The sequence below is a fragment of the Streptomyces sparsogenes subsp. cuspidosporus genome (genome assembly GCF_039532705.1).
Taxonomy (GTDB): Bacteria; Actinomycetota; Actinomycetes; order Streptomycetales; family Streptomycetaceae; genus Streptomyces; species Streptomyces sparsogenes.
Genome location: NZ_BAAASD010000020.1, coordinates 84,956 through 104,035 on the forward strand (window position 1 = coordinate 84,956; position 19,080 = coordinate 104,035).

17 protein-coding genes, 1 pseudogene and 1 riboswitch are annotated in these 19,080 nt (G+C 72.2%); of the genes and pseudogenes, 8 read left to right on the forward strand and 10 right to left on the reverse strand.

Annotated elements, in window-relative coordinates; translation table 11 throughout:
• Window positions 1-3: 3 nt before the first annotated feature.
• The 7 genes from ABFY07_RS23200 to ABFY07_RS23230 form a co-directional block, all read right to left on the reverse strand.
• Window positions 4-993, reverse strand: coding sequence for a zinc-dependent alcohol dehydrogenase family protein (locus tag ABFY07_RS23200; protein ID WP_346176335.1), 990 nt, complete (start codon window positions 991-993; stop codon window positions 4-6).
• Window positions 990-1,886 (reverse strand): carbohydrate ABC transporter permease, encoded by an 897-nt coding sequence (locus ABFY07_RS23205; protein ID WP_346176336.1) that lies wholly within the window; start codon window positions 1,884-1,886, stop codon window positions 990-992. Before ABFY07_RS23205 ends, ABFY07_RS23200 begins: the two co-directional genes overlap by 4 nt.
• Window positions 1,883-2,866 carry a carbohydrate ABC transporter permease gene (locus tag ABFY07_RS23210; RefSeq protein ID WP_346176337.1) on the reverse strand — a complete coding sequence of 328 codons (984 nt, stop codon included), beginning with the start codon at window positions 2,864-2,866 and terminating at the stop codon, window positions 1,883-1,885. The genes ABFY07_RS23205 and ABFY07_RS23210 overlap by 4 nt, the downstream gene beginning before the upstream one ends.
• Window positions 2,859-4,214 carry an ABC transporter substrate-binding protein gene (locus tag ABFY07_RS23215; protein ID WP_346176369.1) on the reverse strand — a complete coding sequence of 452 codons (1,356 nt, stop codon included), beginning with the start codon at window positions 4,212-4,214 and terminating at the stop codon, window positions 2,859-2,861. The genes ABFY07_RS23210 and ABFY07_RS23215 overlap by 8 nt, the downstream gene beginning before the upstream one ends.
• Before the next feature lie 61 nt (window positions 4,215-4,275).
• A complete protein-coding gene (locus ABFY07_RS23220) occupies window positions 4,276-5,037 on the reverse strand; it encodes a DeoR/GlpR family DNA-binding transcription regulator (RefSeq protein WP_065966445.1) in 762 nt (253 codons plus the stop codon).
• Between the two features lie 284 nt (window positions 5,038-5,321).
• Window positions 5,322-6,674, reverse strand: a complete 1,353-nt coding sequence (locus ABFY07_RS23225) for a 6-phospho-beta-glucosidase (protein ID WP_346176338.1) — start codon at window positions 6,672-6,674, stop codon at window positions 5,322-5,324.
• Entirely contained in the window at window positions 6,671-7,432 is a 762-nt protein-coding gene (locus ABFY07_RS23230; protein WP_065966447.1) for a DeoR/GlpR family DNA-binding transcription regulator, read from the reverse strand. The genes ABFY07_RS23225 and ABFY07_RS23230 overlap by 4 nt, the downstream gene beginning before the upstream one ends.
• 113 nt (window positions 7,433-7,545) lie before the next feature.
• On the opposite strand from ABFY07_RS23230, the gene ABFY07_RS23235 reads away from it, so the two are divergent.
• Genes ABFY07_RS23235 through ABFY07_RS23250 form a run of 4 tightly spaced genes read left to right on the forward strand, consistent with a single transcriptional unit; the run spans window position 7,546 to window position 11,874 of the window.
• Window positions 7,546-8,676 (forward strand): carbohydrate kinase family protein, encoded by a 1,131-nt coding sequence (locus tag ABFY07_RS23235; protein ID WP_428836993.1) that lies wholly within the window; start codon window positions 7,546-7,548, stop codon window positions 8,674-8,676.
• Between the two features lie 41 nt (window positions 8,677-8,717).
• A complete protein-coding gene (locus ABFY07_RS23240) occupies window positions 8,718-10,148 on the forward strand; it encodes an extracellular solute-binding protein (protein ID WP_346176340.1) in 1,431 nt (476 codons plus the stop codon).
• A complete protein-coding gene (locus ABFY07_RS23245) occupies window positions 10,145-11,053 on the forward strand; it encodes a carbohydrate ABC transporter permease (protein ID WP_346176341.1) in 909 nt (302 codons plus the stop codon). The genes ABFY07_RS23240 and ABFY07_RS23245 overlap by 4 nt, the downstream gene beginning before the upstream one ends.
• Window positions 11,050-11,874 (forward strand): carbohydrate ABC transporter permease, encoded by an 825-nt coding sequence (locus tag ABFY07_RS23250; RefSeq protein WP_346176342.1) that lies wholly within the window; start codon window positions 11,050-11,052, stop codon window positions 11,872-11,874. The genes ABFY07_RS23245 and ABFY07_RS23250 overlap by 4 nt, the downstream gene beginning before the upstream one ends.
• Window positions 11,875-11,889: 15 nt before the next feature.
• On the opposite strand, the gene ABFY07_RS23255 is transcribed toward ABFY07_RS23250, so the two are convergent.
• Window positions 11,890-12,648 carry a DUF72 domain-containing protein gene (locus ABFY07_RS23255; protein ID WP_346176343.1) on the reverse strand — a complete coding sequence of 253 codons (759 nt, stop codon included), beginning with the start codon at window positions 12,646-12,648 and terminating at the stop codon, window positions 11,890-11,892.
• Window positions 12,645-12,884: a hypothetical protein gene (locus ABFY07_RS23260; protein ID WP_065966452.1), complete on the reverse strand. Its 240-nt coding sequence runs from the start codon at window positions 12,882-12,884 to the stop codon at window positions 12,645-12,647. Before ABFY07_RS23260 ends, ABFY07_RS23255 begins: the two co-directional genes overlap by 4 nt.
• Window positions 12,885-13,047: 163 nt before the next feature.
• Between ABFY07_RS23260 and ABFY07_RS23265 the strand changes: the two are divergent.
• Both ABFY07_RS23265 and ABFY07_RS23270 read left to right on the forward strand, forming a co-directional pair.
• A pseudogene (locus tag ABFY07_RS23265) lies at window positions 13,048-13,686 on the forward strand (phosphoribosyltransferase); the annotation flags it as partial.
• Window positions 13,687-13,730: 44 nt separating this feature from the next.
• On the forward strand, window positions 13,731-14,000 hold the full coding sequence (locus tag ABFY07_RS23270; protein ID WP_065966461.1) for a dsRBD fold-containing protein: 270 nt from the start codon (window positions 13,731-13,733) through the stop codon (window positions 13,998-14,000).
• A 113-nt stretch (window positions 14,001-14,113) separates the two neighbouring features.
• Here ABFY07_RS23270 and ABFY07_RS23275 read toward each other — a convergent pair whose 3' ends face one another.
• Window positions 14,114-15,421: a transglycosylase family protein gene (locus ABFY07_RS23275; protein WP_346176344.1), complete on the reverse strand. Its 1,308-nt coding sequence runs from the start codon at window positions 15,419-15,421 to the stop codon at window positions 14,114-14,116.
• A 5-nt stretch (window positions 15,422-15,426) separates the two neighbouring features.
• A riboswitch (cyclic di-AMP (ydaO/yuaA leader) is annotated at window positions 15,427-15,608 on the reverse strand.
• A 365-nt stretch (window positions 15,609-15,973) separates the two neighbouring features.
• Between ABFY07_RS23275 and ABFY07_RS23280 the strand changes: the two genes are divergently transcribed.
• Window positions 15,974-16,696, forward strand: coding sequence for a DUF4232 domain-containing protein (locus ABFY07_RS23280; RefSeq protein WP_346176345.1), 723 nt, complete (start codon window positions 15,974-15,976; stop codon window positions 16,694-16,696).
• Between the two features lie 671 nt (window positions 16,697-17,367).
• The gene (locus ABFY07_RS23285; RefSeq protein ID WP_346176346.1) at window positions 17,368-19,071 is read left to right on the forward strand and encodes an HEXXH motif domain-containing protein; all 1,704 of its coding nucleotides are present in this window, start codon (window positions 17,368-17,370) and stop codon (window positions 19,069-19,071) included.
• Window positions 19,072-19,080: the final 9 nt, after the last annotated feature.

Here is a 19,080-nt window from a genome sequence, read left to right on the forward strand (position 1 = left end):
GTCTCAGGGCTCGACGACGATCTTCCGGCCGATGCCCGAGCGGAACCGCTCGAGCGCCTGCGGGTACTGCTCCAGCGGCAGCCGGTCGCTGATGAAGACCTTCGGGTCGAGCACCCCGGTGGCGAACAGCTCGGCCGCGCGTTCATAGCTGTGCAGCACGGCCATGGAGCCGGTGATCGTGATCTCCTGGTTGTAGATCTTGTACGGCTCGATGACCGCCTTGGTGGCGTAGTCGGAGACGCCGAACTGCAGGAACGTGCCCGCCTTGGCGACGCGGCCCAGCCCGTCCTGGATCGCGGCCTGGTTGCCCGTCGCGTCGATCACCACGTCCCAGCCGCGCGGCTGGTCCAGCTCGTCGGCCGAGGCGGCGGCCCGGCTGCAGCCGAGCAGCTGTGCGGTGGCCAGCCGCTCGGGGTTGACGTCCAGCACGTCGACGCTCGCCGCCCCGGTCCGCTTGGCCAGCTCCAGCATCATCAGGCCCATGGTGCCCGACCCGTAGATCAGCACCTCGTTGCCCAGCCGGCTGCCCAGCACGTCATAGCCGCGCACCGCACAGGACAGCGGTTCGATCAGCGCCGCGTCCGCGACGTCCACGTGCTCCGGCAGCCGCACGCAGTTGGCCACCGGCGCGACGGCGAACTCCGCGGCGCCGCCGGGCACGCTGACCCCGATGGCGTTCCAGCGGTCGCACAGATTGCCCCGCCCGATACGGCAGTAGCGGCACTCGTGGCAGTACAGGGAGGGGTCCACGGCGACCTTGTCGCCCACCGCCACCTCGGTGACCTCGCTGCCGACGCCGACGACCTCCCCGGCGAACTCGTGCCCGGGGACGATCGGCAGTGTGGGGGCGAACTCGCCCTGAAGGATGTGCAGATCGGTGCCGCACAGCCCGCAGGCCGCCACGTCCACCACCACCTCGCGCGGCCCGGGGGCCGGGTCCGGGACGGTGGTGACGGTGACCTTGCCGGGGGCTTCGATGACGGCGGCCCTCATTTGACTGCTCCTAGCGACAGGCCCTGGACCAGCTTGTCCTGGGCGGCGAAACCGGCGGCCAGCACCGGCAGGGAAATGACCATCGAGGCCGCGCACACCTGTGCCAGGAACAACCCCTGACTGGTGACGAAGCCGGTCAGGAAGGCCGGTGCGGTCTGCGCGACCACGCCGGTGAGCACATTGGCGAACAGCAACTCGTTCCAGCTGAAGATGAAACAGATCAGCGAGGTGGCGGCGATGCCCGGCGCGGCGATCGGGGCGACGACCCGGGCCAGGATGGTCGGCAGCCGGGCCCCGTCCATCTGGGCCGCCTCGATGAGGGCCACCGGGATGTCGGAGAGGAACGACTGCATCATCCACACCGCGATCGGCAGGTTCATCGAGGTGTAGAGGATGACCAGCAGCCAGATGTTGTCCAGGAAACCGGTGTTCTTGGCGAACAGGTACACCGGCAGCAGCCCGGCCACCACCGGCAGCATCTTGGTGGACAGGAAGAAGAACATCACATCCGTCCACTTGCGCACCCGCCGGATCGACAGCGCGTACGCGGCCGGCAGGGCCAGCACCAGCACGAAGGCCGTGGAGAACAGGCTCGCGCCCAGCGAGTTGAGCAGTGGCGGCCAGGGGTCGGCCCCGCCGTTCACCCCGAAGAACTCCCGGTAGCCGTCCAGGGTGAGCGGGGCGGTCAGGGACGGCGGGTTGGTGGCGGCGTCGGCCTCGGAGTGGAACGAGGTCAGCGCCATCCAGACGACCGGCAGCACGAACAGGATGCCGACCAGCCAGGCCAGCAGGCCCAGCGCGGCGCCGCGGCGCCGCGCCCGGCGGGCGCCCGGCGGGGTGGCGGACACGGACACCGGGGCGGTCGGCGCGGCCGGCGTGGTCAAGGAGGTCATGCGCGGGACACCTCCTCACGGAACAGGGACGACACCACGCGCAGCGCGAAGGTGGCGATGACGATCGTGCCGATCACCACCAGCACGCCCGCGGCGGATGCCTTCCCGTACTCGTGGGCGTTGTAGAAGGTCTCGTAGATGGTGTACGGGAGGTTGGCGGTGTCGAGGCCGCCGCGGGTGATGGTGAACACCGCGTCGAAGTTCTGGACGATGTAGATCGACCCCAGCAGGGTGCCCAGCTCCAGATAGCGCCGCAGGTGCGGCAGGGTCAGGAAGCGGAAGATCTGCCAACTGCTCGCCCCGTCCAGACGCGCCGCCTCGATCATGTCCAGGGGGCGGCTCTGCAGCCCGGCCAGCAGGATGAGCATCATGAACGGCGTCCACTGCCACACCAGCGAGGCCTCCACCGCGAACATCGGCATGTCGGAGATCCAGTCCGGCTGCGGCGGGCTGTCCACGCCGAACAGCTCGCCCAGCCAGCTGAGCACGCCGTTGAACAGCCCGTACTCCGGGTTGTAGAGCGCGTGTTTCCACAGCAGCGCGGACGCCACGGGGACCAGCAGGAACGGGGCGATGAGCATGGTGCGCACCAGCCCCCGGCCGCGGAACTTCCGGTCCATCAGCAGGGCCAGCAGCAGCCCGAGGACCACGCTCACGATCACCACGGTGGCGGTGAGCAGCACGGTGGTGAGGATCGACTCGCGCAGCCCCTCGTCGCTCGCCACCGAGGTGTAGTTGGACAGGCCGGTGAACTTCCGCTCGTCGGGCTTGAGCGAGTTCCAGTCGAAGAGGGAGATCACCAAGGTCGCCACGAACGGCAGCTGGGTGACCAGGATGAGGAAGATCAGGGCGGGCATCAGGGGTGCCCGCGGGGCCCAGGCCCGGGCCGCCCCCGGCTTCTTGGGGGCGCGTCGGGCGGGCGCGGCCACGGCGGGGGGCGGTCCGCTGCGTACGGGCGTCGTTGCCACGGAATCAGTCATCTTGGTACTCCTCGCCCACCTTCTCGGCCAGCTTCTGCGACTTCTCCAGTGCCGAGTCGACGGACTGTTTTCCGGCGATGGCGGCGCTGATCTCCTGGGCGACCTTGGTCCCGAGGTCGGAGAACTCCGGGATGTCGACGAACTGGATGCCGATGGTCGGCCGCGGCTGCACCCCCGGGTCGCGTGGGTCGGCACTGGTGATGGAGCGGCGGGTGACCTCGGAGAAGGTGCCGGCGGCCTTGCGGTACTCCGGGTTGGCGTAGGTGGAGGCCCGTTTGCCCGCGGGCACGTTGGACCAGCCCAGCGTCCGGCCGACCAGCTCCTCGTACTTCTTGCTGGAGGCCCAGGAGACGAACTTCCACGCGTTGTCGGTGTTGCGGGACGCCTTCTGCACCCCCCACGCCCAGGTGTAGAGCCAGCCGGAGCTCTTGGTCTTCTCCACCGGCGCCTGGACGTAGCCGATCTTGCCCCGTACGGGGGACTTGGCGCTCTCCAGCGAGCCGGCGGCGGAGGTGGCGTCGTACCACATGGCGGTCTTGCCCTGGGTGAGGTTGTTGAGGCACTCGGCGAAGCCCGACTGGGCCGCGCCGGACTCGCCGTGCTTCCGCACCAGGTCCACGTAGAAGTTCGTGGCCTCGGTGAACTCGGGGGAGGTGAGCCGCGCCTTCCAGTCCTTGGTGAACCAGGTGCCGCCGAAGGTGTTGACCACCGTGGTGAGCGGGGCCATCAGCTCGCCCCAGCCGGGCAGCCCGCGCAGACAGATCCCCCGCATCCCCTTGCGGGCGCCGTCCACCTCGGCCGCGAGTTCGGCGACCTGGCGCCAGGTGGGACGCTTGGGCATGGTGAGGTGTTTCTCGGCGAAGACGTCCTTGCGGTACATCAGGAAGGACGACTCGCCGTAGAAGGGCTCGGCGTACAGCTTGCCGTCGTCGGCGGTCAGCGACTCCCGCATCGAGGGCAGGATGTCCTTCTGGTCGAAGGCCCGGTCGTCGGCGACATGGTCGTCCAGCGGCAGCAGCCAGCCGTTCTTGGCGTAGAAGGGCACCTCGAAGTTGCTGATGGTGGCGACGTCGTACTGCCCGGCCTGGTTGGAGAAGTCCTGGCTGATCTTGTCGCGGACATCGTTCTCGGGCAGCACCGTGAAGTTGACCCGGATGCCCGTTTCCTTGGTGAAGTGCTTGGCGGTGAGCTTCTGCAGATCCATCATCTGCGGGTTGTTGACCATCAGCACGTTGATGGTCTTGCCGCCGGAACCACCGCCCCCCATACCGGCGCACCCGGCGAGGAGCGCCCCCGCGGCCAGGGCCACGACCGGTATCCGGGCAGCACGAAGTGTCAGGATGGGCATCACGGGTCCAATCGGAGGAACAGCCGAAAAAACTGAGGTGGAGCGAGAAGGGAAGGGGGCCTCAGACGCGGATGATCTGCGGGCCGAGCAGCGAGTAGCGATTGGCCTCGGTCAGCGGGAGCCCGGTGTCCGTCACGATGGTCTCGAAGTCCGACACATCGGCGAACCGGCAGAAGCTGACGGCCCCGAACTTGTTGTGCACCCCGGAGAACACCTTCCGCCGGGACACCTTGACCACCCGCGCCTTGACCTCGCTGACCGCCGGGTCGGGCGTGGTGAGCCCGTACTGGCGGGATATGCCGTTGGCGCCGATGAACGCCAGGTCTATGACGAAGCCCGAGAGCATATGGGTGGCCCAGTGGTCGACGGTGGCCATGGTGCCGCCGCGGACCCGGCCGCCCAGGAGCAGCACGGTGGTGTTCTCGCGGGTGGCCAGGCCGCCGGCGGCCGCCAGCGAGGCGGTGATCACGGTCAGCGGACGGTCGCGGGGCAGGGCCTCCGCGATCAGCTGGGGGGTGAAGCCCTCGTCGATGAACACCGTCTCGGCGTCGCCGAGCAGCTCGGCGGCGGCCGCGGCGATGCGGGACTTCTCCGGGACGTGCATGGTGGTCCGGAAGGCGAGGGTGGTCTCGAAGCCGGCGCTCTCCACCGGGTAGGCGCCGCCGTGGGTGCGCCGCACCAGCCCGTGGTCCTCGAGCACCCGCAGGTCGCGCCGCACGGTCTCCTTGGAGACCCCGAGGTCCGCGGCGAGCTTGCCGACGTCCACGGACCCCGCACGCCGGGCCGCGTCGAGGATCTCCCGACGACGTTCCTCCGCGTCCACCCCGCACCTCCTGCCTGCTGCTGTCTTGCGTGGCAGTTTTACAAACCCGCAACGGGGAAGCCAGGGCCGGCACCGGGTGGATCGTGCCCGGATGTGCCCGGAGCGGGGGCGTCGTCGTGCCTGGTCGACGGGGCTGCGGCGAGGATCGGCGAAGTACGGGGATGACCGAATACGCGCCCGTCGGGCCCGTTCGTCGCCCGTTTCTGTGAAGAGGGCACGAACGGCGCCCGACCGGGCGCGTTCGGAGTACCTGGAAGACTGGGGAAAGCCCGTTCGGGCATGTGCTATGGGGTGGGGAGCGCTCCCGAGGCGTCGAGGATGCGGTCGGCGACGTTGACCGAGTCGACCAGGGGGTGGAGGGCGAGGGCGCGCAGCGCCTGGGCGCGGGCGGCGGGGCCGCGGCTGGTCGCCGCCGCGATCGTGGCGCGCTCCACGGCCTTGAGCGAGAGCATCAGCCCGAGCTGGTCCGGCGCCACCGCGCCGGCGGCCAGTGGCCGGGCGCCGCCCGCGTCGACCAGGCAGGGGACCTCCACCACGGCGTCCGCGTCCAGGCCGGGGACCGCGGTGCGGTTGCGGACGTTGAGGATCAGCGTGGCGCGCTCGTCGCGGGCGATGGCGCGCATGATGGCCAGCGCGATCCGGTCGTAGCCGCCGCCGTCCAGGTCGCACGTGTCGCGCTGCCAGCCGCCGCTGGCCTCCCGGCTCTCGGCCATGTACGTGGCCTCGCGCTCCAGGCGGGTCCGCTCCCACAGCTCCAGCGCCCCGGTCCCGCCGGACCGCCCCGCCGCCGCGGCCCGCTCGTAGAAGCCGGCCTGCTGGTCGCGGAGGAACTCACCGCGGGTGGCGGGGGCGCTGCGGATGGAGGTCACCGCCTCCCGGTTGAAGTAGTAGTAGTGCAGATACTCGTTGGGCAGGGCGCCCAGCGCCCGCAGCCACCGCGCCCCGAAGAGCTTGCCCTCCTCGAAGGACTCCAGGGCCGTGGCGTCGTCCAGCAGCTCGGGCAGCCGGTCCCGTCCGTCCACGATCACCCCGCGCAGCCAGCCGAGGTGGTTGAGGCCCACGTAGTCGTAAGCGGCCCGGCCCGGGTCGGCGCCCAGCGCCCGCGCGGCGCGGCGGCACAGCCCGACCGGGGAGTCGCAGATGCCGATCACCCGGTCGCCGAGCACCCGCTGCATGGCCTCGGTGACCATCCCGGCCGGGTTGGTGAAGTTGATGACCCAGGCGTCGGGGGCCACGGCGGCGATCCGCTCGGCGATCTCCAGGGCCACCGGCAGGGTGCGCAGCCCGTACAGCACCCCGCCCGCGCCGACGGTCTCCTGGCCGAGGACGCCCTCGGCCAGCGGTACGCGCTCGTCGCGCGCCCGGCCCGCCAGGCCGCCGACGCGGATGGCGGAGAAGACGAAGTCGGCGCCGCGCAGCGCCTCGTCGAGGTCGGTGGTGGCCCGCACGGCGGGGGCGGTGGGGCGGCCCGCGGCCTGCTCGGCCAGCACCGCGCCGATCGCGTCCAGCCGGCCGCGGTCGGTGTCGAACAGGACCAGCTCGGTGCAGCGCCCGGCGTCGTCCCCGGTGTCCTCCAGCAGGGCCCGGTACACCAGCGGCATACGGAATCCGCCGCCGCCCAGCACAGTCAGCCTCATACGGTCACTACCTCCACACCGGCCTCGCGGAACACCTCGAGGGTCGCCGGGTCTGATGTCTTGTTGGTGATCAGGGTGTCGATCTGCTGCGGCCCGCAGATCCGGGCGAGCCCGGTGTCGCCGGGGAACTTCCGGGCGGTGACCAGCAGCACCACCTCGCGGGTCGAGGCGAGCATGGCGCGCTTGACCGGCACCTCCACATGCGTGCTGTCCAGCACGCTCCCGTCGGGCAGCACCCCGCTGGCGCCGAGGAAGAGCCGGCCGACGTGCAGCTGGCGGATGTTGGACTCGGTGAGGAAGCCGACCATGGACCGGTAGTTGCTGCGCACCTGCCCGCCCAGCAGGATCAAGGTCACCTCGGGGTCGTCGCGCAGCTCCTCGTAGACGGCGAGATTGCTGGTGACGACGGTGACCGGGCGGCCCCGCAGCAGCTTGGCGAGCTGGAGCGTGGTGGTGCCGATGTCCAGCAGCACCACGTCCCCGTCGGCGACCAGCCGGGCGGCCCGGCGGGCGACGGCCGTCTTGTCGGCGAGGTCGTCCACCTCCACCTCGCTGAAGGGCCGCTCGTCGTCCGGGCGCGAGGTGGCCACCGCGCCGCCGTAGACCCGGGTGAGCCGGCCGGCGCGGCCCAGCTCGGTCAGGTCCCGGCGGGCGGTGGCCTCGCTGACCCCGAGCCTCTTGGCGATCTCCCCGATGGGCAGCACGCCCTCCTCGCCGAGGATGCTCAGCAGCTTCTCGTGCCGGGTCTCTCGCAACATGGCGGCAAACCTACTCCACGTGAGCGGGTTTGCGCGAGTGTGATCGACCTCTTGCAATCGGCGCTCGGGCCATGCAAGGTGTCGCTCACGCAGATCGACATGAACAGATCGACATGAACAGCACGACCCACAGGAAGGGCGCGCCGGTGAGCACTGCCGGAACCGCAGATTCCATAGACCCGCTGGCCGCCCTGCGAGCCCCCGGAGACCCCGAGCACGACGTCTATCTCACCGGCACGGTGTTCCTCGACATCATCTTCACCGGCCTCGACCACGCCCCCGTGCGCGGCACCGAGACCTGGGCCCGCGGCATGGGCTCCAGCCCCGGCGGCATCGCCAACATGGCCACCGCCCTCGCCCGCCTGGGCCTCCACACCACCCTCGCCGCGGCCTTCGGCGCCGACGTGTACGGCGACTACTGCTGGGAGTCCCTGGCCACCGGCGAGGGCGTCGACCTCAGCCACTCCCGGCGCCTGCCCGGCTGGCACTCACCGGTCACCGTCTCCATGGCCTACGACGGCGAGCGCACCATGGTGACCCACGAGCACCCGGCCCCGCCGCCCGCCGGCCCCGCCGCCCCGCCGCCCGCCCGCGCCTGCGTGGCCTCCTTCGAGCCGGGTCGGCAGGACGACTGGGTGCGCCGGGCCCACACGCAGGGCAGCCACGTCTTCGCCGACGTCGGCTGGGACGACTCCGGCCGCTGGGACCTCGCCGCGCTGCCCGACCTCGCCCACGCCCACGCCTTCCTGCCCAACGCGGCCGAGGCCCAGCGCTACACCCGCACCGACACCCCCGAGCAGGCCGTGCGCGCGCTGGCCGACCTGGTGCCCATCGCGGTGGTCACCAAGGGCGCCGAGGGCGCCGTGGCCATCGACTCGCTCACCGGGGAGAGCGCCGAGGTGCCCGGGCTGCACGTGGCCGCCCTCGACCCGACCGGAGCCGGTGACGTCTTCGTCGCGGGCTTCATGACCGGCACCCTCGCGGGCTGGCCGCTCGCCGACCGGCTGGCCTTCGCCAACCTCACCGCCGCCCTCTCGGTCCAGCACTTCGGCGGCTCGCTGGCCGCCCCCGGCTGGGCGGAGGTGGCGGCCTGGTGGGCGCTGACCGCGCGACAGGCCGAGGACGGCGCGGACTGCGGCGAACTCGTGCGCCGCTACCGGTTCCTGGACGAGCTGATTCCGGCCGGGGTGCGCGAGTGGCCGCGCCTGCGGGCGCTGCCCACCATCGGCTTCCGGGGCGTGTGACGATGCCCGCGAGTCCACCGATACGCCTGAAGGAGACCTTGATGGGACGTCCCCGTACCGGCTCGCGCGGCATACGCCGCCGAGCCGTGCCCGCCCTGCTCGCCGCCGGGCTCGCCCTGCTGGCCACGGCCTGTGTGCCCGGCACCGACGGCTCGATGGCCTACGGCCCCGGCGGCGGCCCCGCCACCGCCGTACCGGACCCGGCCAAGGCGGGGAAGGTCACCCTCACGGTCTGGGACCAGGAGATCCGGGGCGGCACCAACGGGGAACTGGAGCAGCTCAACAAGGAGTTCCACCGCAAGTACCCCAATGTGACCATCAAGCGGGTGGCGCGCAGCTTCAACGACCTCAAGACCACCCTGAAGCTCGCCGTCTCCGGCAACAACCCGCCCGATGTCATCCAGGCCAACCAGGGCTACCCGGACATGGTGTCCTTCGTCCGGGCCGGGCTGCTCGCCCCGCTCGACGACTACGCCGGCATCTACGCCTGGAACACCCGCTACCCCAACACCCTGCTCAACCTCAACCGGGTCTCCGCCGACGGCACCGACTTCGGCACCGGCCGGCTGTACGGCATATCCCAGACGGGTGAGTACATCGGCCTCTACTACAACAAGGACGTGCTGGCGAAGGCCGGGGTCCAGCCGCCCAGGACCTGGGGCGAGTTCACCGAGAGCCTCGCCCGCCTCAAGGACCGCGGCGCACAGCCCATCCAGTTCGGAAACCTCGACAAGTACCCGGCCATCCACACCTTCGGCGTGCTGCAGGACCAGCTCGCCGGCGCCGAGGCCCGCGACACCGTCCTCGGCCGCGGCTCGGGCTTCGACACCGCCGCCACCAAGGACGCGGCGGCCACCCTCGCCGACTGGACCAAGCGCGGCTACCTCCCCAAGGGCGCCAACGGACTCGGCTACGACGACGCCGCCAAGAAGTTCTCCTCCGGCGACGGCGGCTATCTGCTGACCGGCACCTGGCAGCTGGCCGACCTGAAGAAGGCCATGGGCGACAAGCTCGGCATGATGACGCCACCCCCGGCCTCGGCCGGCGCCGCCCCCGTCACCACCGGCGGCCAGGGCCTCGCCTGGTCCATCACCTCCCGCTCCAAGCACCCCGAAGTCGCCGCCGCCTACCTCGACTTCATCACCGACGAACACGCCGCCGACGTCATGACCGCCCACGGCGTGCTGCCCGCGGTGCCCGGAGCGGCCGCCGAGCGGGTGAAGCCGGACACCGTGGACGGCCAGATGATCGCCGGGTGGAAGCGGCTGAGCGCCGCCGACGGGCTGGTCCCCTACCTCGACTACTCCACCCCCACCTTCTTCGACACCATCACCGCCGGGCTCCAGGGCGTCATCAGCGGCAAGACCTCGCCCGAGGCGTTCGCCGCCACCCTGCAGAAGGACTACGGCGCCTTCATGAAGAAACAGCGCGAGCGCCACGCGGCCACCCCCGCCCCGGCGGAGCCCCGATGAAGCGCCTCCCGAACACCGCGGGAGGGCGCCGGCGGGCGCCGGGCGAGCCGCGCGCCATCGGCTACCTCTACATCCTGCCCGCCCTCCTGCTGTACGCCGCCTTCCTGCTGTACCCCTTCGGGCAGTCGGTCTGGCTGTCGTTCGTGCACTGGGACGGCCTGACCGTCGCCACCTCCGCGGGCTTCGACAACTACCGCGACCTGTTCACCGACCCCGCGCTGCGCGCCCCCTTCGCCCACGCGCTGCTGCTCCTCGTCTTCTACTCGGCCCTGCCGGTGGCCATCGGCCTGCTGCTGGCCGCCGCGCTGTCCCGCGCCCGGGTCCGCGGCATGACCTTCTTCCGCACGGTCCTCTTCCTGCCGCAGGTCCTCGCGCTGGTCGTGGTCGGCGTCGCCTGGCGCTCGATCCTCGCCCCGGACGGGCTGCTCAACGACGTGCTCCGCGCGGTCGGCCTCGGCTCGCTCGCCCGCCCCTGGCTCGGCGACTACGACTGGGCCCTGCCCGCCGTCGGCGTGGTCGGCACCTGGGTCGGCACCGGGCTGTGCATGGTCCTCTTCCTGGCGGGCGCCCAGCGCATCCCGCGCGAGCTGTACGAGGCCGCCCGGATGGACGGCGCCGGGCCGGTGCGGGAGTTCTTCTCCGTCACCCTGCCCGGACTGCGGCCGCAGATCGCCGTCGCGCTGACCCTCACCATCGTGGCGGGGCTGCGCAACTTCGACCTCATCTACATCACCACCAGCGGCGGCCCCGGAAACACCACGTCCGTGCCCGCCTACGAGGTCTACCACCGGGCCTTCGAGACCAACCAGGTCGGCTCGGCGGCCGCCGTGGGGGTGGCCCTCACCGTCCTGATCTTCGTCCTGACCGTCACGGTCTCCCGGCTCGTGGAAGGGCGGCGGTCATGACCACACGCCTCGAACGCACTGTCACCTACGGCATCCTCGCCCTCTTCTCCGTCATCGCGCTCACCCCGGTCATCGGCATCCTCTCCACCGCCTTCGGCTCGCAGGACTCCCTGCACACCGGCTTCTCGCTGCCCGAGGGCGGACTCCACTGGAGCAACTTCGCCGACGCCTGGAACCGCGGCCACTTCGGCACCTACCTCGGCAACTCGGTCCTGGTGACCGCGGCCGTGGTGGCGGCCACCACCGTGCTGGCCGTCCTGGCCGCGTACGCCTTCGGGGTGATGCGCTTCCCCGGCTCCACGGTGCTGTTCTACCTGTTCGTGATCGGCCTGACGCTGCCGCAGGAGGCGCTGGTCGTACCGCTCTACTTCGACCTGCGGTACGCCGAGCTCACCGACACCTACTGGGCGCTGATCCTGCCGCAGACCGCGCAGTCCCTCGCCTTCGGCGTCTTCTGGATGCGGACCTACTTCCGGGGCAGCGCCCGGGCGGTGATCGAGGCGGCCCGGATCGACGGCGCGAACAGCTGGACCACGCTGTGGCGGGTCCTGGTCCCCATGGGCCGCCCGGCCATCTCCACCATGGTCGTCATCACCTTCATGTGGACCTGGAACGAGTTCCTGATGGCGCTGGTCATGGTCAGCGGCGAGGCGCACCGCACGGTCCCGCTGGGGCTCGCCTTCTTCCAGGGGCAGCACAGCTCCGACGCGGCGCTGCTCGCGGCGGCCTCGGTGCTCATCGCGCTTCCGGTGGTCGTGGTCTATGTGGCTCTGCAGCGCCGCTTCATCGAGGGCATGCTCGGCGGCGCGGTCAAGGAGTAGGGGTGGCGCGGAGGGTCACAGGGAGGGCGTGCGGCTGACCCGGCGGCCGAGCCGGTCCACGGCCCGGGCGAAGACCACCGCGTCGCGTACGGCCGCGCCGCCCGGGTCGTTGTTGAAGTACGCGTAGACCTCGGCGCCCTCCGGCCACGCGTCCGCCACCCGGCGCGCCCAGGCGGCCAGCGCCTGGCGGCCGTAGCGCGGCGCGGGGCGGGCCAGCCCGTGGTGGAAGCGCAGATAGCCCCACCCGGCCGTGCGCCACAGCGGGGTCACCGGCCGGGAGCCGGCGTCCGCCCAGCACAGCGCCGCCCCGCGCCGCTCCAGCACCTTCCGGACCCCGTCGGTCCACCACGAGTCGTGACGGGGCTCCACGGCCACCCGGGTCCCGGAGGGGAAGCAGCCCAGGGCGGCGTCCAGCAGCCCGCTGTCGGCGCGCAGGGTGGGCGGCAGCTGCAGCAGCACCGGGCCCAGCCGGTCCCCGAGGCCCTCGGCGTGCGACATCAGCCGCCCGACCGGCTCCTCGGGGTCGCGCAGCCGCTTGATGTGGGTGAGGAAGCGGCTGGCCTTGAGGGCCATCACGAACCCGTCGGGGGTGCGGTCCCGCCAGGCGGCGAACTGCTCGCGGCTGGGCAGCCGGTAGAAGGCGTTGTTGGACTCGACCGTGGCGAAGCCCCGGGCGTACTCCTCCAGCCACAGCCGCTGCGGGCAGCCGGCCGGATACAGGACCTCGCGCCAGTCCTTGTACTGCCACCCCGAGGTGCCGACCAGGACGGTCATGCTTCGCCCGGGTGCCAGGGCGGCCACTGGCCGGGCCGGTCGACCCAGTGGACCTGCCCGGGGTCGTCCAGGTCGATGTCCGGGAACAGGCGGCGCACCCGCGGCTCGAACTCCTCCCGCTCCATCGGCTCCCAGCCCAGCCCCCGCAGCCAGACCCGCCGGTATCTGCTGTCCGCGTCGTACGAGTCCACGAAGACGAGATGGCCGGACTCGCTCGGATCCGTGGCGTTCTCCATGGCTCCAGGGTGGGCCGCCCCCGCCCACTCGCGCGCGCCGGCGGGGCCGACCGGGTCCCCGCCGGTTTGCGGACGGGCGCATTCTCGGATTGATTCGTAAGGGGGCCGGGCGAGGCGACGGGCGGCCGGCTCTTCGGTCCGGTCTCCTGCGCTGGGGGTGATCATGATCTTCGTCGACCGCGCGGACGCCGGGCGGCGCCTGGCCGCCCGGCTGCGGCCGCTGGCCGACGAGGACCCGGTGGTGCTCGGGCTGCCGCGCGGCGGGGTGCCGGTGGGCTTCGAGGTCGCGCGGGAGCTCGAGGCCCCCCTGGACGTGATCATCGTGCGCAAGCTCGGCGTCCCCTTCCACCGCGAGCTGGGCTTCGGCGCCATCGGCGAGGGCGGGGTGCGCGTGGTGCACGACGCGATCGTGCGGATGAGCCGGGCGCGCGAGGAGGAGCTGGCGGAGGTGGAGCGTGACGAGCAGGAGGAGCTGACCCGGCAGGCGCGGCGGTTCCGGCGCGGTCGGCCGCGGGTCGCGGTCGGCGGCCGGACGGTGATCGTCGTGGACGACGGGATCGCCACCGGCGCCACGGCCCGGGCCGCCTGCCGGGTCGCCCGGGCCCAGGGAGCCGCCCGGGTGGTCCTCGCCGTCCCGGTCGCGCCGCCGGACGCCGCCGAGGCGCTGCGGCAGGACGCGGACGACGTGGTGTGCCTGTCCACCCCGGCGGAGTTCTCGGCGGTCGGCGAGTGGTACGAGGACTTCTCCCAGACCAGCGACGCGGAGGTCGTCGACCTGCTGTCCCGGTCGCCCGGAATGCCAGGTGAGGCGCATCCTGGTAAGTGACGCAGGAGGTGATGACCGCGATGGAGACGATCGTGGGATGCGACATCGAAATGGAATTTCGTGAGCTCGGCCCGCTGACCGAAGCGGTCGTCCGGCTGAGGATGCACGACGGGACCGAGATGCTGGCTCAGGGCCGGGCGAACCGGAACCCCGACGACCCGGCACAGCCGCGGGTCGGCGAGGAGATCGCGGCGGCGCGGGCGCTGAACAACCTCGCTCACCGGCTGATCTCGAAGGCGGGCGGCGACATCGAGGAGGTCACGCACGCGAAGGCACATCTGGTGATGTAGGGCGGGCCTGCCGCGGCCATCGGGCCGCGGCAGAGCACCGTTCCGTTCGTACGGGACGCCCCCTCGGAGACGCCCCTCGGAGACGCCCCTCAGAGGATCACCCTCGAACACCCTCAGATCTGGACGCCCTTGGACCGCAGATAGGCGAGCGGGTTGACGTCCGAGCCGTAGTCGGGGCCGGTGCGCACCTCGAAGTGGACGTGCGGGCCGGTCACGTTGCCGGTCGCCCCGGATCTGCCGATCTGGTGGCCGCCGCTCACCTTCTGGCCGACGTGGACGGACAGCGAGGACAGGTGCGCGTACTGGGTGTACATGCCGTCGGGGTGGCGGAGCACTACCTGGTAGCCGTACGCGCCACCCCAGCCCGCGGCCACCACCTCCGCCGAGCCCACCGCCCGCACCTGGGTGCCGGTGGCCACGGGGAAGTCCACGCCGGTGTGGTGGCCGCTTGACCAGTGGCTGCCCGGGACGCCCCAGGCGGTGCCGATGGCATGGCCGGCGACCGGCGTGGTGAAGGACGACGAGGAGTGCGCCGACGAGCCCGACTGCCCGGCCCGCTCGCGCGCCTTCCGCGCCTGCTCCGCCCGCTGCTGAGCCGCCTGCTCGGCCCGCTGCCTGGCCCGCTCCGCCTGCTTGGCCCGCTGCGCGGCCTGCTCGGTCTGCTCGGCCCGGTCCGGCTGCCCGGCCCGCGGCCGGGTCTGGTGGGCCTGCCCGGCCGGGGCCCGGCTCGCGTCGAGGGTGAGCTTCTGGCCGGGGTGGATCAGGTCCGGGTCGCCGCCGATGACCCGGCGGTTGGCGTCGTAGAGCCGCTGCCAGCCGCCGTCCACGTCCCGCGCGTCGGCGATCCGGGACAGCGTGTCGCCGCTCACCACGGTGTACGAGGAGCCGGAGCGCCCCGCGGCGGCCGCGCTCCGGTCGGCGGCCTCGGTGCCGGTCCTGGGGGCGGCCTTCGGTGCGGCGGTGGCCTTCGGGGCGGCTTTCGGGGTGGTCCTGGGCGCGGCCTTGGAGGCCGCGGTGCCGGGGGAGACGTCCGCGGGCTGACCGCCGCGGGTCAGGCCCGCCTTGACCGAGCAGACCGGCCAGGCGCCGGGGCCCTGGGCGTCGAGCACCTTCTCGGCGACGGCTATCTGCTGGGCCTTGGTGGCCAGATCGGCCCGCGCCGCGTAGGCCGTCCCGCCGAACGCCTCCCAGGTGGACTGGGAGAACTGCAGGCCGCCGTAGTAGCCGTTCCCCGTGTTGATGCTCCAGTTGTCGGTGGACTCGCACTCCGCCACCTTGTCCCAGGTGTCGACGGAGGCGGCGTTCGCCTGGCCGACGCCTATGAGGGGCAGCGCGACGCCGGCGCCGCCCGCGGTGAACGCGAGGGAGGCGCGGGAGACGCGGCGGGGCCGGGGCCTGCGGTGACGTCCGCGTGCAGCCATTGAGCTCATCCTCTCCTGACGCCTGCGAGGTGAGCTGTCGGGTTCGGGCGGGAGTTGCCCGGCCGCGCCTTGCTCGGTGCCCCCGGCACCGTGACGTGGCTTCACCCCTAGCCGTGCCGCCCGACGTGGCGTGGCCCGGCGCCTTCCTGGTTCCCCCGCTCCTGCCGTGACAGGTCGTCGTGTCACTCCTCCGCCACGGCAGGACTCGGCGCTCCGGCGGAGGAGGCCCCCGCACGGAATCCGGCGGGTGCGGCACAGTAAACACATCGTTTTGGTCACGACAAGGTCTCGACGGACCTGTGGCCGGAAATCGATCAGGCCGGCGATGCACCGCGATCCGCGTCACCGTGCTTCGGACGGGGCGATTGTGACGGTGATCGCGGCGGGGCATCCGCAATGCCGAATCACCGCCGCTATGCGATTAATGCCGTGGGGGACATAAGGGTGCTCATGGGGGGAAGGGGAGCCCGAAGGGGAATGGACGGGGGCTGCCGGGGCACTCGGCGTGGTGGCAGATGAGCCGCCGGATGCCCGACCTACAGGAGGTTGTCCATGGCACAGCGGAACGGCGGGGCGCCCACGAGGCGTCGGCCGTCGGCCTTATCCGTATCCGCACTGCTCGTCGGCGCGCTGGCCACCGTCACGGCCTGCGGCGCCGATACGAAGTCCGGGGCGCCGGCGCCACCCGGCTCGGCCGACGCTCCCAGCTCGGCCGCGAGCGCCCCCCGGCACCCCACCGCCCCGCCCGGCGGAGGCCGGGACGACAAGGCCGCTCCCGCCTCGACCGACCGGGCCGCCACGAAGGCGCCGAAGGCGGCCGAGCCGTCCGTCGCCACCGAGGCCGCGTCCGCCGCCCCCGCCGCCCGCCGCATCTGCTCGAAGGACCGGCTGAACCTGTCCACCGGCCGGGCGGATATCGGCGCGGGCAATGTCTATGTCCCCCTGGCCTTCACCAATACCGGTGACGCCAGTTGCACCCTGACCGGCTTTCCCGGCGTATCGCTGCTCGACGGCCCCGGCACCGCTATCGGCGAACCCGCCAAGCGCCGCGGGGCGGCGGGACCCACGGTCGTCCTGAAACCCGGCGGCAGCGCCTACGCGAGTCTGCACACCCTGAACAAAGGCGTGTCCGACAAGCCCTGCTGGCGGACCGCGTCCGAAATTCGCGTCTACCCGCCGGACTCCTACGGCTCCATGAAGACCTCGGCGCGCTCCTTCCAGGTCTGCGGCGGCGTATTCGAAGTCACCGCCGTCGAACCGGGCTCCCGGCCCTGACCCGGCACCCCCGGCCGGGCGCGGGCCCGCTGCCCCCTCCCCGCGCCCGGCCTCCCCGCGCCCGGCCTCCCCGCGCCCGGCCCGACGCGCCGGAAATGAATTGGCCGGGAAGCGCGGCCAGATGACGCCCCCAGGTGGCCGAAAATCTTGATGGGCCCGACACCCACTGGCCCCTTTCGCCCTTCCGCAATCATTATCGGGTGGGCCACCATGTGAAGGGGCCTCGCCTGAGCCGGCACGGAGTGTCCAGAGGGGGACGATGTCATGGAGCGAGCGGCGACCGGGGTCGAGACGGAGTTGGTGGACCTCTCGGAAACGACGCTTGAAGAACTGGGCGACGGTCAGGAGTTCACCCTCGCGACCCGGCGGTTGCTCGAACGCGTACAGTCCCCGCCGACACTCGCGACCGCCGCCGCGTCCTCATCGGACTGTTGATGGAATCCGGGGGTGGCCCGACGGAATTCACCCCACCGAGAAAGGCGTTCATGCCGGCGGACTATTCAGCCGGCCCTCCCTCCCCGCTCCCGGCCCCGCACCGCGGCCCGCCGCCGGCCACCCCCCCGGAGAGCCGTCACCACCGGCTGTCCGCGGCCTGCTTCGGGGAATTGGCACACGGCGGTGGGGGAGCGGCCGCGATCGCCGAGTTACGGGCGGGTCAGCGCAGCCGTCTCATGCTGCTGCTACGCGCGTTGACCCAGCTCGCCTCCACCCACCCCCAGGTGCCGGGCCCGCTGCCCGCGCCGCGCGAGGCGTGGCGGCTGCTGATCCGGGCCGAGCGGCGCAGCCCGTCGAGCGTCGCGCGCCTGCTGCTGCACCCCCAGGCCGGCGCCTGGCTCAGCCGCTGTCTGCGCAGGCTGCGCGGCGTCGCCGAGGAGGCGGCCGACGAGGTCCCGCTGTGGCTGGAGACCGGCTATCTGCACACCGTGGCCGCCTCGGCGGCCCTGCTCGCGGGGATCGACTTCCGGATCGCGGTCGGAGTCCGGGACGGCGGGGTGATGCTGCCCGCCCTGGGCTTCGCCGACCTCCCGGGCCACGACTCCCCCGTCGCGGAGATCGTCGCCGACCACGCGGCCGGCCGAGCCGTACGGGCCGGCTCGCACACGGTGCCGCTGCCTTCCGACCTCACCCGGGACGCCGAGGGCTGGCACCCACTGAGACGGCTGCACGGTCGGCACCCCGATCATCCCTGCTCGCCGTACCTGGACGACCTCGACCCCTACCGGGACTTTCTGCGGCCCGCCGCACCCGCGCGGTTGAGCGCGCCGGAGCTACGGCGGTGGCAGGACCACTTCGACAGCGCCTGGGCACTCGTCGCCCGGCAGAGCAACGTGGATCCGGCGGGGGTCGCTGGCTGTCTGGTCTCCGTCGTTCCCGTGCGATATCCCGCTCGCGCGGAACCGTTCAGCGCGTCGTCGCCCGAGGCCTGCGGCTGTGTGCTGCTGAACCCTCCGACCGATTCGGCCACCCTCGCCGCCTCGCTGATCCATGAGGCCCAGCACATCAAATTGAGCGCTCTGCTGGACCTGGTGCCTCTGATGCACGGCGGCATGGAGGAGAACCACTACGCGCCCTGGCGCGCGGATCCCCGGCCGCTGCGCGGTCTGCTGCACGGCGTCTACGCCTTCTTGGGTGTCACAGCCTTCTGGCAGGCCCACCGGCAGGTGGTGGCGGACGAGAGGGTACGGGCCGTCTCGGACTTCGAGTTCGCGCTGCGGCGCGCGCAGACTTCGCGCGGGCTGCGGACGCTCCAGGCACATGCGGAACTCACCGCCCTGGGCGACCGATTTGTGCGGGGGATCGAGGGCCGGCTGGCCGCGTGGCTCATAGAGCCCGTGCCGGAGGGTCCGCTGCGCGCGGCCGAGGACCTCAACCTCGATCACCGGCTGCTCTACCGGCTGCATCATCTGCGACCGGACCCCGAGCGGACCGAGCAGTGGGCGAAGGCGTGGCGGCTGGGCCGGCCCGCGCCGGACGTCCTTCCCGCGACCGTGCTGCGGGCGTGCCGGACGGCGGCGTCGGCGCGCCCGGCCCTGATCCGGCTGCGTCTGCGCGACCCGGAGGACTTCGCCCTGCTCCGGAAGAACCCCGAGGAGCACCCGTTCGACGGCACGGTCGCCCCGCTGAGGGCCGACCTCGACTGGGCCGCCGGTGACACCGCGGCCGCGCTGCGCGGCTACCACGACCGTCTCACCGAGCGCCCCGACGACCTCCCCGCCTGGTCAGGGCTCGCCCTGACCCTGCCCGCGGGCCCGGCCAAGGAGGCGCTGCTGGACTGCCCGGAAGTGGTGCTCGCGGTGCACCGGGCGCTGAGCGGCCCGGTCGGCGGAGGTCCCGACCCGGTCGCTCTCGCGCGCTGGATCGGGACTCGCCGCTGAACGCGGGGC